General features: G+C 61.3%; 13 protein-coding genes and 2 pseudogenes. 13 read left to right on the forward strand and 2 right to left on the reverse strand.

Annotated features, from left to right (window positions below):
- Window positions 1-30: 30 nt before the first annotated feature.
- The 9 genes and pseudogenes from ABIB49_RS17280 (at window position 31) to istB (ending at window position 8,601) form a co-directional block, all read left to right on the forward strand.
- A complete protein-coding gene (locus ABIB49_RS17280) occupies window positions 31-471 on the forward strand; it encodes a helix-turn-helix domain-containing protein (protein WP_354157475.1) in 441 nt (146 codons plus the stop codon).
- Between the two features lie 5 nt (window positions 472-476).
- Window positions 477-923, forward strand: a complete 447-nt coding sequence (locus ABIB49_RS17285; protein ID WP_354157476.1) for a hypothetical protein — start codon at window positions 477-479, stop codon at window positions 921-923.
- Window positions 924-1,004: 81 nt separating this feature from the next.
- Complete coding sequence (locus tag ABIB49_RS17290) at window positions 1,005-1,223, forward strand: DUF8462 domain-containing protein (RefSeq protein ID WP_354157477.1); 219 nt, start codon at window positions 1,005-1,007, stop codon at window positions 1,221-1,223.
- 83 nt (window positions 1,224-1,306) lie between these two features.
- Window positions 1,307-2,551, forward strand: a complete 1,245-nt coding sequence (locus ABIB49_RS17295; protein WP_354157478.1) for an ATP-binding protein — start codon at window positions 1,307-1,309, stop codon at window positions 2,549-2,551.
- Complete coding sequence (locus ABIB49_RS17300) at window positions 2,541-3,902, forward strand: DUF6414 family protein (protein ID WP_354157479.1); 1,362 nt, start codon at window positions 2,541-2,543, stop codon at window positions 3,900-3,902. The genes ABIB49_RS17295 and ABIB49_RS17300 overlap by 11 nt, the downstream gene beginning before the upstream one ends.
- A gap of 535 nt (window positions 3,903-4,437) precedes the next feature.
- Window positions 4,438-5,568 (forward strand): tyrosine-type recombinase/integrase, encoded by a 1,131-nt coding sequence (locus ABIB49_RS17305; RefSeq protein WP_354157480.1) that lies wholly within the window; start codon window positions 4,438-4,440, stop codon window positions 5,566-5,568.
- Window positions 5,561-5,914, forward strand: a complete 354-nt coding sequence (locus ABIB49_RS17310) for a helix-turn-helix domain-containing protein (protein ID WP_354157481.1) — start codon at window positions 5,561-5,563, stop codon at window positions 5,912-5,914. The genes ABIB49_RS17305 and ABIB49_RS17310 overlap by 8 nt, the downstream gene beginning before the upstream one ends.
- Before the next feature lie 185 nt (window positions 5,915-6,099).
- Window positions 6,100-7,786: pseudogene (istA, locus tag ABIB49_RS17315) on the forward strand (IS21 family transposase).
- Complete coding sequence (gene istB / locus ABIB49_RS17320) at window positions 7,783-8,601, forward strand: IS21-like element helper ATPase IstB (RefSeq protein ID WP_282331151.1); 819 nt, start codon at window positions 7,783-7,785, stop codon at window positions 8,599-8,601. The pseudogene istA and the gene istB overlap by 4 nt, the downstream one beginning before the upstream one ends.
- Window positions 8,602-8,617: 16 nt before the next feature.
- On the opposite strand, the gene ABIB49_RS17325 is transcribed toward istB, so the two are convergent.
- On the reverse strand, window positions 8,618-8,965 hold the full coding sequence (locus ABIB49_RS17325; protein ID WP_282331152.1) for a DUF3024 domain-containing protein: 348 nt from the start codon (window positions 8,963-8,965) through the stop codon (window positions 8,618-8,620).
- Window positions 8,966-9,332: 367 nt separating this feature from the next.
- Here ABIB49_RS17325 and ABIB49_RS17330 point away from each other — a divergent pair, with 367 nt between their 5' ends.
- Complete coding sequence (locus tag ABIB49_RS17330; RefSeq protein WP_354157482.1) at window positions 9,333-10,499, forward strand: GGDEF domain-containing protein; 1,167 nt, start codon at window positions 9,333-9,335, stop codon at window positions 10,497-10,499.
- Window positions 10,500-10,802: 303 nt separating this feature from the next.
- Here the strand turns inward: ABIB49_RS17330 and ABIB49_RS17335 are convergent, their stop codons facing one another.
- A complete protein-coding gene (locus ABIB49_RS17335; protein WP_354157483.1) occupies window positions 10,803-11,072 on the reverse strand; it encodes a hypothetical protein in 270 nt (89 codons plus the stop codon).
- A gap of 33 nt (window positions 11,073-11,105) precedes the next feature.
- On the opposite strand from ABIB49_RS17335, the gene ABIB49_RS17340 reads away from it, so the two are divergent.
- The 3 genes and pseudogenes from ABIB49_RS17340 (at window position 11,106) to ABIB49_RS17350 (ending at window position 14,849) form a co-directional block, all read left to right on the forward strand.
- Window positions 11,106-12,278, forward strand: a complete 1,173-nt coding sequence (locus ABIB49_RS17340; RefSeq protein ID WP_354157484.1) for a site-specific integrase — start codon at window positions 11,106-11,108, stop codon at window positions 12,276-12,278.
- Window positions 12,279-13,278: 1,000 nt separating this feature from the next.
- A pseudogene (locus ABIB49_RS17345) lies at window positions 13,279-14,081 on the forward strand (IS256 family transposase); the annotation flags it as partial.
- A 99-nt stretch (window positions 14,082-14,180) separates the two neighbouring features.
- Window positions 14,181-14,849 (forward strand): site-specific integrase, encoded by a 669-nt coding sequence (locus ABIB49_RS17350; RefSeq protein WP_354157485.1) that lies wholly within the window; start codon window positions 14,181-14,183, stop codon window positions 14,847-14,849.
- The last annotated feature ends 38 nt before the right edge of the window (window positions 14,850-14,887 follow it).

Consider the following 14,887-nt stretch of genomic DNA (forward strand, 5'->3'; position numbering starts at 1 on the left):
ACCTCAAGGTTGTGCGCCTATGATGGCACCATGTCCTCATTCGAACCTTCGGCACCTTTGATGACCTCAGATTTTGTTAGAGCACGCGCAAAAGTTTTGGCCCGCGAACACCGAACGATGCGCTCCGAGCTTGTACTTCTCCGCCGCGAAGCCGGCCTGAAGCAAGGCGACGTCGCTGAGCGCATGGGTGTGACGCAGCAGGCCGTCTCTAAATTTGAGCGCTACGACTCGGACCCCAAACTCTCAACCGTCCGTAGGTATGCCAATGCCGTCGGTGCACTCATAGAACATCGGGTGGAGCGCGACCAGGGCCAATCCATCTTCCTCGCCGCGGCCAAGTCAGATTGGGTACAAATGGACATAGTTCGATTCCTGGACATCCGTAGCGCGGATGCAAAAGCATCGCGGCTCGGCACATCGACCTGGTCCGCCGCGACGTCCAAGCGAACTGATTTTGCACTGGCGCGGTGAGTCCCGTGAATGAACTTTCTACCGTCGATCGCGGGGCCGTAAAGGATTTAATTGAGCGGTCGGAACTGGGATCAATTGAGTTCCACGAGGTTTCAGCCAAGAGGTTTGAAGGAGTAAAAGACTCTGACGAATCCCGAGATGGGCAGATCACTCTGGGCTTCCAGCACCGCTCGGATCAGGATGGGTTCGGAATACGAATCGTTGGCGATGTTGCGGTACCGCTAGGCGAAGTCCGAGTCATCGCGGCCGTCGACTACAAACTTCTCCGTGGAGATCTACCGCCCCAACGTGTTGTCGAGCTGTTCGCCAACGAAGTCGCCGTCATGACCCTTTTTCCATACCTACGCGAAGGCATCGCCAGCATCACGTCTAAGGTATTCGGGACGCCAATCACGCTGCCTGTTGCGCAACGCGGTCAGATCGGCTTCGAAGTCACAGGACCTGACCAGTAGGGGGCGATTTAAGGCAGATCAGGCTAGCGTCGGAAGTCCAACCCGGGACCTCCCGATGTGTGATCGGCGCACATCGGATCCATGGCCGAAGACAACGATGAGGCATCGTCCACGCCCCAAGTTGCCTTCCGGCTGAACCGGGCAGCAAGCCAACTTACGGTGGCCCGATCCAACCTCATCACCAAAGGTCGGATCTACGCGCCGCCCGACCACGGAGCTGTCCCCTCCACTGTGCCTGGCATGTTCGCCCTCATCAGCCGCCAGTTCAAAGCACAGATGGGCGATTGGACTTGGACGTAGTCACCGGACTCTCATCCTTGCAAATGCATGAAAAAAGCTTGTTCTTGCCCCTCGCTGATCCGCACGACTAGAGGAGTCCTTACGTGGTAGCCCAGATTTCAGGCCCGGAGCAGGATGTTGAGGAGTACTTCTCTGGAAATCTTGCCCTGGTTTTGGCGGTCGGACAAAGGGGACTGGAGGTCACAGTCCGCTTCCGGAATGGAAACGAGTCGCGGCTTGTGCACCACGAACGGGGTAGCGTGAAGCGCGGCGACGTCGTGCTTGTTAACAATGACGGCTATGTCAAAGTCCCCAAGAGCGCGTGGCAGGAACAACCAGTCGTCTACATCGTCAGGAAAGTACTGGAGGGGAGACTCCTTGTAGAGGCCGGAAGCCTGACAAGAACAGTGCCGTACTCGGGTGACAAGGAACTTCAACAGGGAAACACCATTGAGTACTTCGAGGTCTCCGAAAAGGTCAACATACTTGCTGAAGCTCCGATTCGGGCCCTAGATCATCGCGACAACGACCATGACTTGTCATCACAGTTCGAGCTGACGTTCGAGGAACCTCTCGGACTTGAGATGTTCGGAGGCTACAAGAGTGTAGTCCAGCGCGCCAACGAGATTCTCCGCCTCCAGCTTGAACGGCAGGATTCCGTCAAGGCAATCGGTGCCAGACCTATCCGCGGCGTCATCTTCTCCGGGCCGCCCGGTACAGGCAAAACAATGCTCGCGCAAATCATTGCTTCCCTGTCCCAGGCCAAGTTCTTCGTCATAAGTGGGCCCCAAATCGTTTCCAAGTGGGTGGGCGAAAGTGAGGAGATCCTGCGAAGTATTTTCCAGGCAGCCCGGAGCGCCGATAAGGCCATCATTTTCTTCGATGAGATCGACAGCGTTGCCTCACGCCGGTCCGAAGACTCTCACGAGGCGTCGAACCGTCTTGTAGCCCAGCTCCTGACGCTAATGGACGGAATAAACAAGGGCCAAGGCAACGTCGTCGTCGTGGCGGCAACTAATAGGATCAGCGAAATCGACCCCGCGTTGATGCGTCCCGGTCGATTCGACTGGGAGATCGCCTTCGACCTCCCGGATGTTGAAGACCGATATGAAATTCTCCTCAAGAACGGAGCATCCGTCACCACCGTCGGGGACCTGCCGTACGAACTCATCGCAGAGGAGACGGACGGTTGGTCGGGCGCAGAACTAGCTGCAGTCTGGACGGAATCTATGATCTGCGCCCTTCGGCGCGGAGCGGAAGCAGTAGCCAGCGACGACTTCGTCGAAGGCTTGGAGCGCGCTGCCGCTAACCGCGAGCAGAAGAAGAAGGGATCGTTGAATGAAAGCTAATTGGAAATGGTGGTTCTGGCTTCTTCCATGGAAGTGGCATCCGAAACACCGCCGAGAGACTGCTGCGCCGGCGCCTACGGTTTTGCCCTTGCGAGAATTTGTTTACCTGGACGAGGTGAGCTTGAAGAGTTTGCTTGTGTCGCAACAGGGCGAGCTCGCCACAGAATTTACGGACCAAGACGTCCTTGTCGAACAGGCAGAGGTCTCCAGCAAAATGTCCGTCGCCCCGAAAGGTGTGGGTGCAGAAATCGGCTCGAGATTTCAATCTACGTCCACCCTCGGGCGGCAGACCCTGCGGAAGTCGGTTGCGCAGTCCCAATTCAAGACTCTCCTGGAGATGGAATCCATCGACATCCGGTTTCGAAGCAATGGGCTCCAGGACGGACCCACTTCAGCTGAAGACCTGGCGCAAACGGATGAATCTGCTCACTCTATCCACGTGGATCGGCTGAAACGAGGAGACCTGATGGAGCTCGAAGTTGAACTGGCAGCCGATCCGATCTACCGCTTCAACCTGACGATGGCCGAACTTTCTGACCTTGCGAAAAAGTACCCGGAGATGACGAACGCTCCCGGCTCTGCCGAAGTCATGGAGCAAATCGGGCCCGTTAGCAGGATGCTTGAACAATTGTTGGTTGGGCTGGTTCCGATCCGGTCCCGTTGCCTGAACCTCACCCTTGTCGAACACAATGGGCAATCCTATGTCGCCAGGACCTCTGTTGCTGAGTCGTTGGGCCTCACGACGCAACCGATCGACGTCGTCGGCGTGACGGATCTCGACCAGTACTGGAAGGACGTCCGCCGGGTGCTTTTCGCCCACGGGTCATTCAAAATGCTGTGTCGGGTGGCCAGAGACGGACTTCATGACGATTGGTCGCCTGTCAAGGGCGCAGAGGTCCTGTCAGAGCTTGCCCCGCAGTTCCCGGGGTTGCTTGAAGCTGCCGGGCGAACCGAGTACAGGACGCCCACGGACGCCCGTGTGGAGAAACAACGCGAGGCACTGGCAAAGGCACTCAGGCTGTTTGCAAGCAATCTTTTGGATCTCTCGACCCCTCCTCGTTCGTGGGAGGAGTGTGAAGGGCTTGATGCCTTGATCTCGGCACAGAGCGACCGAGCTTCCAGCGCCTCTGGCCAACGGGCGGCTTTCGATGCAGTTGCCGAGCTAGTCTCCCAAGTCGTACCCGTTCCTCCCAGCCCCGAACAGCTTCAAGAATTCCGTCAGGACGCAAGAGAAGTAACACAGCTCCGATTCTCATTGAGCCAAATTCCGGCCGAGGCCGTTGAATCTACCCAAAAGCCACGCGGGCCGGAAAAGCTTCTTGACGTCGAGATCGTCGCCATCTATTGGTGAGCCGAATGCTCCGGCGTTTAGCTGATGAAAAGTCGCCACGACGGAGGCTCTTCCGCTGTATGTTCGGGTTTTCTAACGCCGATATCCGTGATCTTGAAGCTGCCGTCCTGACAACGGCGTTATGGTGGCAGCCGCGGATGCAGTCTCCAGTGGTAGCCGGCCCGTTCAAATAGTCCAACAACCTGTTGGATAGATGCGGAGAGGCTTTGCCTATGCCTCAGCGATTGTCAGTCGGCGCAACGTTGCGACGCACAGGTCTAGTGGAAGGAAGGGCATAGTTGGTGGCATTGGATCGAAAGCTTTTTTGTCCTTACATACTAACAACCTTACATAAGGTCCATTATCGGCGTTCGAGTGGGACGAGTAGAAGTAGATGAGAGAACTCGTCCCAACCTGCTTTGAGGCGTTTTCGCAGGTCAGCGACACGTCGCGTCACTCGAACAGCAAGCGCCCTCGGCAGACGAGTGTGCGTGGTGACGCGGCCTAGCGGCGTAATCTCTCATTAGATGAGAGATTATTGCGTACAGTTTGCTCTGTGAGTATCGAACCTGGGCGGATTCCGGCCTTTCTGACCAATGTGAATGTCGGGCTGCTGCGTGCCGAGGATCGAGTTTTCGAGGCGATGCTGGACGGCTGGCGGGCACAGATGCTGGCTCGCGGGTTGTCGACGTCGTACATCAAAAGCTCCTGCGGGACGGTGCAGAGATTCCAGGAGCACGCGAACGAGTATCCGTGGACGTGGTCGGCGCATCACGTGGACGAGTTCCTGGCGGACCGCCGCAGCTCAGAGAAAGGGCTGGCGTTATCAACGCTGAGGGCCAATTCCGGGGCAATCAGGGCTTTCTGCTCCTATCTGACGGATGGGCGTTACGGCTGGGCAGCGTTCTGCGAACGGGTCTTTTCCGACATCCCGGTACAGGTAGTCTTCGAGTGGAACTCACCCCGGCACACGACTGACGATGCCGTGCCGGCACGCCGCCGGGCGTTCACCCGGACCGAACTTCAGACGTTCTTCGACGCTGCCGACGACCTGGTCGACACCGAGTTCGCCAAGGGTTCCAAGCGCTGGCTTCCAGCTCTGAGGGACTCGACTGCCTTCAAGGTGGCCTACGCCTACGGGCTGCGGCGGCGTGAACTGGTGATGCTCGAGTACGTCGATTTCGGGCCCAACCCGCACGTCGAACAGTTCGGCCGCTTTGGGGCGCTACAGGTGCGGTGGGCCAAGGGAACCAAGGGGTCAGGGCCCCGCCGCCGGACCGTGCTCACCGTCCCCGAGTTCGATTGGGTGGTCGGGCTCCTGGAGTACTGGCTCTCCCCTGACGGCCGGAAACGTTTCCCCACCGCTGACCGGTCCGCCAGCCTCTGGCCCTCTGAACGCTCCGGCTCCACGGTTTACCGCAACTTCGACCGGTCTTTCCAGCGGGTGCGGACGATCGCCGGCCTACCGGAAGAACTGACCCTGCACACCCTGCGGCACTCCTACGTCACGCATCTGATCGAGGCCGGCTACGACCCGCTGTTCATCCAGCAGCAGGTCGGGCACAGCTACTCCTCGACCACGGCCCTCTATACTTCCGTGTCGGCGGACTTCAAACAGAAGACCATCCAGAAAATGATCGCCCAGCGGCTACGCAACGGCGACGGCGAGGGGAACAGCCATGGCTGAACAACGACGGATCGGCTACCGCTGGAACCTCCGACAGCTTATGGCCCAACGAAACCTCTGGAAGACCACCGAGCTGCTCCCCCTGCTCAAAGCCCGGGGCATCAACCTCTCCAACGCCCAGGTCCACCGCCTCGTCACCGGAACACCCGAGCGCATTCCCGCCCAGACCTTCGCCGCCCTCTGCGACATCCTCGAATGCACGCCCAACGACCTGTTCGAACCCTACGTGCAGATGCGCGCCGCCAAGACAGCCAACGCTCCCAAGCGTCCAGAAGACCTGGGCATCACACCCGGCGCACCCATCGCCCGCCGGATCCGCGTTCTGCCTCCGGACGAGGATGCCTAGGCCACGCAAAGCCGGCGACCCCACCAAATGGCCGGAAGCCTGGTTGTGGCAGTTTGAGTTGAACCCGGTATGACGGTTTGATTTGAGCCCACCTGCCGACTCGCCGGGCAGCTTGTGACGGTTTGAGTTGGACCCACCCCAGCGTTGTTCTCATCTGATTGGTTTCCAACGGTGGAGGGCATGGGATGAGGTCAAAAGTGGAGCTGTTTGCCAGAATTCGCCGGGATGCGCGGGTGGAGGGACTATCTATTCGTGCGCTGGCCCGGCGCCACGGAGTAGGGCGACGGCTCGTTCGGCTGGCGTTGGATTCCGCGGAACCGCCGCCACGGAAGACGCCGGTGAGAGTGGCACGGCAGCTGGAGCCGGCCAAGGTCCTGATTGATGCGATGCTGTCCGAGGATCTTCAGGCGCCCAGGAAACAGCGTCATACCGTCCGGCGTATCTTCGCCCGGCTCGCTGATGAGCATGGGTTCTCCGGTACCTCGTATTCGACCGTCCGGGACTATGTCCGTGTGAGGCGGGCGGAGATTGAAGCCGGTGCCGGGCGGGGACCGGAGGTTTTCATTCCTCAGGAACACGCACCCGGCGCCGAGGCCGAGGTCGATTTCGGGGATGTCTGGGTGGATCTGGCCGGCGTCCGGACCAGATGCTATATGTTCGCTTTCCGTCTCTCCCATTCCGGCAAAACGATCCACCGGGTCTATCCGACGTGCGGCCAGGAAGCATTCCTGGAGGGTCATATCGAAGCGTTCGACATGATCGGCGGCATCCCGGTGCGGCATATCCGGTATGACAACCTGACCAGCGCGGTGACTAAAGTCCTTTACGGGGGGCGGTCGGCAGAGGATGGAAAACGAGCGCTGGGTGCTGTTTCGATCCCACTACGGCTTTGATCCTTTTTACTGCGAGCCCGGCATCTCCGGCGCCCATGAAAAGGGCGGCGTCGAAGGAGAGATCGGCCGGTTCCGGCGGAATTTCCTGACCCCGGTGCCGGTTGTTGAATCCCTGGCTGAGCTGAACCGGAAAATCCGGGCATGGGACGAGGGCGAGGACCGCCGGCGGATCGGCAACAGGATCAACACGGTGGGCCAGGACTTCGCCGCTGAACGTCCTTTCCTGGCGCCGGTACCGGTTGAAGGGTTTGATCCGGGCCTGGTCCTCAGTCCCCGGGTCGACCGCTCGGCGCTGATCAGTGTCAGGACGGCCAGATATTCCGTTCCGGCCCGGTTCATCGGCCGCAAAGTCCGGGTCTCGCTGCGGGCGACGGAGATCCAGGTCTTTGACGGCAGAACACTGATTGCCACTCATCCGCGCACCGTGGCCAGGGGCGGGCAGTGCGTTCAGCTGGACCACTATCTGGAAGTACTCCGCATAAAGCCCGGTGCTCTGCCGGGATCCACCGCCTTGTCCCAGGCCCGCGCTTCGGGCGTTTTCACTCCGGCTCATGACGCGTTCTGGGCAGCGGTCAGGAAAACCGACGGCGACGCGGCAGGGACCAGGGAATTGATCGATGTCCTACTCCTGCACCGCTCGATGGATGCCCGGGACGTCGTCGACGGAATCGCCGCAGCCTTGCGGGTAGGGGCAGTAACGGCAGATGTTGTCGCCGTAGAAGCCCGCCGGGCAGCAGCTGAACGCGCCACGGCGCGGGGCCCGGCCGATCAAGTTCCCCACCGGAGAGCGGAAATTGTCCAGCACCGGGTTCTCAGCCTTACCCAGCGCCGCCTGGCAGATCCCGCGGCAGTGATCGCCGGCCTGCCGGCAGACAAACGGCCGCTGCCGTCGATGGCGGCATATGACCGGCTCCTCAGACTGCCGGACCGCGTCGCGTCCCCGGATCCTGTCCCTGCCAGAGAAGGAAACGCATCATGAGCCCGACCCCACCGGTTGTCACCTCCCAGCCGCTGCGCCGCCGGCGCGGAATGACTGAACAGGCCGCCATGGCCGCAGTGGAACAGGCATGTCGCCGGCTGCGCCTGCCAACAATCAGGACCGTACTTGAGGAAGCCTTGACCGTGGCAGGGAAAGAACAGCTCTCATACCAGGGATTCCTCGCGGAGCTATTGCTCGCCGAGTGCGATGACCGGGACCGGCGCAGCTCCCTGCGGAGAGTGAAAGCGGCGAACTTCCCCCGCGATAAATGGCTGGGCGACTTCGACTACGAGGCGAACCCGAACATCAACCAGGCCACGATCAATACCCTCGCCACCGGGGACTGGATCAGGAAAGGCCAGCCGCTGTGCTTCATCGGCGACTCAGGAACCGGCAAATCCCACCTACTCATCGGTCTCGGCACGGCCGCCGCGGAAAAGGGTTTCAGGGTCAGATACACCCTGGCCACCAGGCTGGTAAATGAACTGGTCGAGGCCGAGGACGAAAAGGTCCTGGCCAAGACCATCGCCCGCTACGGACGCGTCGATCTGCTGTGCATCGACGAACTGGGCTACATGGAACTGGATAAACGCGGCGCCGAACTGCTCTTCCAGGTCCTCACAGAACGCGAGGAGAAAGCATCCGTGGCCATAGCGACCAACGAATCATTCTCGGGCTGGACCAAGACCTTCACCGACCCCCGACTCTGCGCAGCCATCGTTGACCGGCTCACGTTCAAGGGAACCATTATCGAGACCGGAACGGACTCCTACCGGCTGGCCCACACCAAAAACCAGCAACCCCGGGATGAATGAATACCCCTGCTGGCTGCTATCCCCAAAAAATCGGATCCCCGCTTTTATCCACATGATCCAGAAGGACCTGAAGACTCGGGCTGGGAGCGAGGAACCGGTACTGATGGAACTTCAGATTCCGGTCGCGCCAGAACAAGGTCCACAGCCCCGTCTTCTTGGTGAAATACATCCTCGCTATGGGAAACCGGGACCACTGCGTTTCCCCGTTCTCATCCCATGGCGGACGGCACTCAAGAATCGTGATGTGACGGGCAGCAACATCGCACTCCACCCGAATCTCATCCCTGAACCTGGCAGGCACCCGCCCTGCACACCAACGGCGCGCACGGGCAACATCGAGCTCGGGCAATCCGGAAGAAACCATACCCACGATGATCCCAGAACCACCACGGAGTGGGCTCAAATCAAGCCGTCACCGGGGTCCAAGCACTGGACACAGCCAGTCAGGCCAGCGCCGCTTCGGCCGGTTGTCCGCTGGATCCGCAGCGTTCGGCTCTCGTTCGTGGAGGCTTTCCTTGCTCCGTGCCTGGCGGGCCGGAAGGCCGCGCTGCGTTCCGTTCCTGCCGGTGGATCAAACGGGACCACTTAGCGTGGCCGGTTCTCCGATCACAATGCCATTCCCCGTGGGCTGAGGGTATCGTCGGCCAGTTTCTCCGCCTCGGTCGGCGGCTCCGGGGCCGGGGCTGTCATACTGAGTGCCACTGAGGTGGCGGATCCGGGGGGACCACGACATGATGCTCGATACAGGGACACTGCGCGTCGCTTCCGGTGTGGTCACGCTGACCCTTCTCCTGCTGTTTTACTTCATCACGTTCCGCCATACCCGGTCTGCCTACAGCGCGTGGTGGTGCGCGGCCCTCGTCCTGTTTCTCACCGGATCCGCGGCGTACCTCCTTGACGGGACCGTTCATCAGGTCTGGGCAAACCCGCTGGGAAACTCCGTGCTGGTGACGGGCGCCGCCAGCGTCTGGGCTGGTGCCCGGTCGCTGAGAACGGCACGCCCCAGAGCCTGGCAGCTCGGAGCCGGGCCGGCCATCACGGTCGCGGCGTCCGTTGTCGACGACCCCGCGTCCAATGACTGGTCAGGCGGCCCGGTTTTCCTTGCCCTGATGGGGCTGATGATTGCCCTCGCGTCCCGCGAGCTATGGCTGCTGAAGCCCGGCTACTCCCGCGTCCAGCGCCCGATGGCAGCGGCGTCCGGGCTCCTTGCAGCCTATTACTTCGGCCGATGGGCGGCATTCATGGCCGAAGGCCCCCACGGGCCGGTGTTCGTGGCCTACTTCGGATCCCCGCCAACCGCTCTTGCCACCACGGCGCTTCTGGTGGTCGTGTCCTTCAGCATGGCTGTCCTGAGCAACGAACAACAGACCCATGACCTGCGGACGCGGGCAACCTACGACGGCCTGACAGGACTCCTGAACCGCACCGCATTCCTGCACCTGGCCCTGAATGAACTGCTTCGGCTGCGTCGCACCAAGACCACGGCCTCGCTGATTCTCGCCGACCTTGACCACTTCAAGACAGTCAACGACGAATACGGACACGCGGCCGGGGACACGGCCCTCCAGGCCTTCGCTGCCGCCTGCACCGGCTCAGCCCGCTCCACAGACCTCATCGGGCGCTACGGCGGAGAAGAATTCATCCTCTTATTGCCGGGAGCAGATCCGCACCGTGCCGGGCAAATCGCGGCAGAAATAAGCCGCCTGCTACTGGCGTCCCAAGACCCGGGTGGCCCCCGGTTGCCTACCGTGAGCTACGGCATCAGTTCCTCCGGTCCCGGGCGCGCTGACCTTCAGGGGATGATCAGCACCGCGGACGCTGCCCTGTACCAGGCCAAATCACTGGGCCGGAACCGCGTGGTCCTGGCATCTGCCCTTCCTCATGAAACTCCGAGCTGAACCCGGTAAAGCGTGTCCCCCGCCGCCGGGACGCACCGTGCACCCGGCCGCGGCTGAGGCCTGACCACAGCACGGTGCAGGGAACCGCGGGGGGAATTGACGTGGCCCGGTAGAGTCCAGGCGCTGACGCCCTCCGCGCTGTCAGCCTGGTATAGGTCAGACCAGCCAAGGTACTTGCTACCTTGGGTCAGCTGCAGGAGTACCGGGCCAACACCGAATGCACCACCGCGCAAGTCACCGGCATCCTCAAGGCTACTCGACCGCCACCGGGGCACCCTCAAGGGACTGACACGTGGGCTCAAATCAAACCGTCACTGTGGACCCAAAAGAACTTGACACGATCAGGAAGCCTGCGGACGCTGCGGCGAACACCACCAAATCGCGGTCCGGTGGCCCGACGGCGGAATCTGCGGCTACTGCTACCAACAGGCCAAAAGAACCCGCGGCACCTGCGCCTGCGGCCACGAAGGCGTCCTGCCCGGCCGCATCGACACGCTGCCGGCCTGCCGGAAATGCTCCGGCGTTCAGCTCAACGTCGACTGCATCGGATGCGGCACCGAAGACGAACTCCACTCCGGCAACCGATGCTGGACATGCATCCTGGCCATGACCGTCGACAGGCTCCTCAGCCCGGCAGATAACCAGCCGCCCTCCCCCGCTCTTCAGGCAATTGGCACCGCCCTGAAGTCCATGAAACGTGCCAACAGCGGACTCACGTGGATCCAGCAGCCTCACGTCACCGAATTCCTTCAACAACTGGCGGCCGAGCCTGTAATCACCCACGCACGCTTCGATGAGCTTCCGGCATCACGCACCCGCGAATACGTCCGCGGGCTCCTCGTCGAACACAATGCCCTGCCACGCCGTGATGAACTCAACGCAAGGTTCACCGTCTGGGCCGACCAGACACTCGAGCGGATCACCAGCCCGAATCATCGGGACATCATGCGCCGCTACATTCGCTGGCACCACCAACGCCGCATGAATCAGATGGACGAGGTCACCCAAGGCACCTTTCTCCGGGCCAAACAAGCAGTCACCGTCGCCATCGAACTGCTGAACTGGCTCACCGCTCAAGACACCGAACTCACGGAAGTGAACCAGGCGCACCTGGACCGCTGGCAGGCAGAAGGGCCCACAACGCGAGGCATCGCCTCACGCTTCCTGGACTGGGCAACCAAAACACGCCTTATCGATCCTTCCGTGCAACTGCAGCCCCACCGACGCGGCACCAGCCCCCGACTCGACGCAGCCGCCCAAACCGAGCTCATCCAAAACCTCAGCCACACGACTGACATGAACCCCAGGGACCGAGCAGCAGCCATCCTCGTCCTGGTCTTCGGCCAGCAAGTCGCCGACATCGTCAAACTCACCTGGGACAACGTCACCGTGACCAAGGAAAACCTCACCATCACCCTCGGAACCGTCGAAATCGCGCTCACGCCGCCGCTCGATGAACCCTGGCGCGAACTCGCAGCCACCCCCACCCATCACCAGACAGCCGCGCACCCCAACAGCAACTGGGTATTCCGCGGCGGCTCACCCGGCAAACACCTCCAAGCCTCATCCCTCACCCAGCGGTTGAGCACGGCCTTCAGCACGCGGGCGGCAAGGTTGGGAACACTTCACGAACTCACCAAACTCGCCCCGGTCGCCATCATTGCTGAGGCACTTGGCTACTCCCCGGCCACGATTGATCGCCACGCCATCGACTCCTCGGCCAATTACGCCCAATACGTATCAAATATCTCGCCGTCGTTGATGCGCTCCGGGGGCTGAAGAATGTCACGAAACGCCCGCGGATCACGGAGCCTACTTCCACGCTGCTCGCATTCAGCTCAGCCACGGACATTTTCCAATTTCATAGCTGAGTCGCCTGCCCAATAGCTGTGGTTACCTCTTGCTATGGGACTTTTCAGGAAAAGAGGAGCGGCAGACGGTCGTTCACCGGAACGGGACTCGACCGCAAGCAGCGAACAGAAGCATCAAACGGACGAGCTACTGCTAACTTCGGCAGAACTACCTGACGGGTTCTCATACCCTCGAGGGTTTCTTCGACTGGTCGAGTGCGAGCTGTTTGAACTGGAACCGTGGTGGATCCCGACCGGTGATCAACTACGAGCGCTTAACCAGGGAATTGCCAAGCGATACCCTCAGCGGCGGCTAATTCTCTTCGCCAAGCGACAAGACAACGATGATTCCGCCTGTTGGGATCTAGAGACGGGCAAAGTCGCAATAATCCACGATTATGCGTCTCCGGGGTGGGAAGCGCGCGGAGACTTCCCTGACTTCAACAGCTGGCTGCATGCGGCAATCGATGACTTACTCGAGTTCTATTAGCGGACGCCCTGCCATCCTTCGTGGGCAAACGGGCCGCCGGGTTGCCCTTCGAACTCGTCCCACTTCAACACGTCCCGCTGCCAGTCGAATGACAGCCCAAAGGGCTGATTCTGAGTAACCAATGGTCCGGGTCAAAATCCAGGCATCGACCGCGTGAGCGCCCGGCACGCGGCCGATCGGTCAAGCTTTTGGCGGCGCGGGTTCCCACGCCGCCTGCATCCTGGGGACACGCGTAATTGAGTCTGTAACTCTGTTAGAGCGCCGCCGATAGTCGACGATATGTTAGGTCCCAAAAGCCGCCCTGGCCCGCTCGGGGGTAGTGCCCATTAGCGTGGTGTAACGGCCCGGCCCCGGGGCGTGTTGTTCCCGAACGTGAGGCGGCCATCGCGTGATTCTTGGAAAGACCGACCAAAGTCTTCTCTCAAGGAGTTACCACGCGATGACCGCACCCCATATTATCGACCCTGCCCGTTTCCTGTCCGAGCAGCTCGAGCAGGCCTCTCCGGATCTGATGCGATCCATGCTCACGACCTTTATCAACGCGCTGATGAGCGCCGAGGCAGACGCGGTCTGCGGCGCCGAGTACGGTGCCCGTTCCGAGGCCCGCAGCAACTCCCGGAACGGGTACCGGCACCGGGACTTCGACACCCGCACCGGCACCCTGGACGTCGCCATCCCCAAGCTCCGGCAAGGCTCGTATTTCCCGGACTGGCTGCTGGAGCGCCGCCGCCGGGCCGAGACCGCCCTGACCACAGTGGTCGCGACTGCTAGCTGCTCGGGGTCTCCACCCGGCGGATGGAAAAACTCGTCGAAACCCTGGGCATTACCCGGCTCTCGAAGTCCCAGGTCTCGGTCATGGCCGCTGACCTCGATGTCCAGGTCGAGGCGTTCCGCACCCGCCCGCTGGACGCCGGCCCGTACACGTTCGTCGCCGCCGACGCCCTCGTCCTGAAAGTCCGGGAAGGCGGGCGCGTGGTCAACGTCCACGCGATGGTCGCCACCGGCGTCAACGCCGACGGCCACCGCGAGATCCTGGGCATCCAGGCCTCCTCCGCCGAGGACGGGGCCGGCTGGCTGGGGTTTTTCCGGGACCTGACCGCCCGTGGCCTGACCGGGATGAAACTGGTGACCGCCGACGCGCACGCCGGGCTGGTCGCCGCGATCGGCGTGACGCTGCCCGGGGCCGCCTGGCAACGCTGCCGCACCCATTATGCCGATGTCCGGATTATGCCGATGTCGCCGGTGGTGCCCTTATTCTGTGCGGGTTGCGTGGCATTGATGTCGGCATAATCCGCCCGGGAGCGGGACGCTTGATTCTCGTTTACGTGAGAGGAAAGCATCATGATCAAGGTTCTCAGCTCGTTGGTCGTGGGACCGCTGGAGGTTTACGTTCCCGCGGTAGCGCAAGACCTGGCCCGAGTCGGTTACACATCCGCTTCGGCCGACCAGCACATAGCGTTCGTCGCTCATCTAAGCCGATGGATGGACGTTGAAGCTCTTGCCGTCGGGGATCTCACCGTCGAAGTGCTGGAGAAATACTTCTATACCCGCCGGGCGGCGGGGTATGTGAATTATCGGACGATGAAGGCCGCGCAGCCTTTGCGTCGGGTTTTGGCCGCCAACGGGGTAGTGGTCACCTCGACGGCGATGCCGACTGCCTCGCAACTCTTACTGGTCAGCTTCGCCGAATATCTGACACGGGAGCGGGGCCTCGCTGCGGGGACGGTCACCGCTTACATCGGTCGGATACGCCCGTTGGTTATCGCCCGGCTGGAGACGGCCGGGGTCGGGTTTGACGGCTTGACGACCATCGATGTTCAACGATTCCTTGCGGAGAGGTGCGCCGGTGAAGCGGCATCCTCGGCGCAGTTGTGCGTCTCGGCGGTGCGCTCGTTCCTATGTTTCCTGCACCTGGATGGCGCTGCTTTATCTGTGTCGTCGGCGGCGGTTCCGGGTTACGTCCCGCTGAGTGGTGGAGTTGTCTCGACACCGTGCAGGTCAGTTATTTGATTATGCTGCCGTGAGTTCGGGGAGCAAAATCGGGTCCT

The organism is Arthrobacter sp. UYCu512 (genome assembly GCF_040547075.1).
Taxonomy (GTDB): Bacteria; Actinomycetota; Actinomycetes; order Actinomycetales; family Micrococcaceae; genus Arthrobacter.